The organism is Achromobacter sp. Marseille-Q0513, from assembly GCF_018195695.1.
In the GTDB taxonomy this organism is placed as follows: domain Bacteria; phylum Pseudomonadota; class Gammaproteobacteria; order Burkholderiales; family Burkholderiaceae_B; genus Achromobacter.
Genome location: NZ_JAGTJY010000633.1, coordinates 1 through 342, shown reverse-complemented (window position 1 = coordinate 342; position 342 = coordinate 1). Strand labels below are relative to the sequence as shown.

The window sequence follows — 342 nt, the reverse complement described above, 5'->3', positions numbered from 1 at the left end:
GGGACGCGGGCGCCATGTGCGGACGATACGCGCGGCGCGATGCGCGTTCGCGGTCGCCGGTTCAGATCCCGGCGCTTTGCAGCAACCTGGGCAGCACGTCGGCGGCCTGGCCGCGCAGATTGAACTTCACGCGCGCGTCCATCGGCGTGGCTGCGGGATTGACCTGCGCGACGACGGCGCCCGTGGCCAGCGCGCGTTGCGGCAGCTCCGCGGCGGGATAGACCAGGGCCGAGGTGCCGATGCTCAGCAGCAGGTCGCATTGCTCGGCGGCGAGCTGGGCCGCGCGCCAGGCGTCGGCGGGCAGGCTTTCCCCGAACCAGACGACGCCGGGCCGCACGGGAC

The 342-nt window shown here is 74.0% G+C and carries 1 protein-coding gene; it reads right to left on the bottom strand.

Annotated elements, in window-relative coordinates:
• Window positions 1-61 precede the first annotated feature (61 nt).
• On the bottom strand, window positions 62-342 hold a 281-nt coding region (locus KDH83_RS32080; RefSeq protein ID WP_283093877.1), incomplete at its 5' end, for a Sir2 family NAD-dependent protein deacetylase.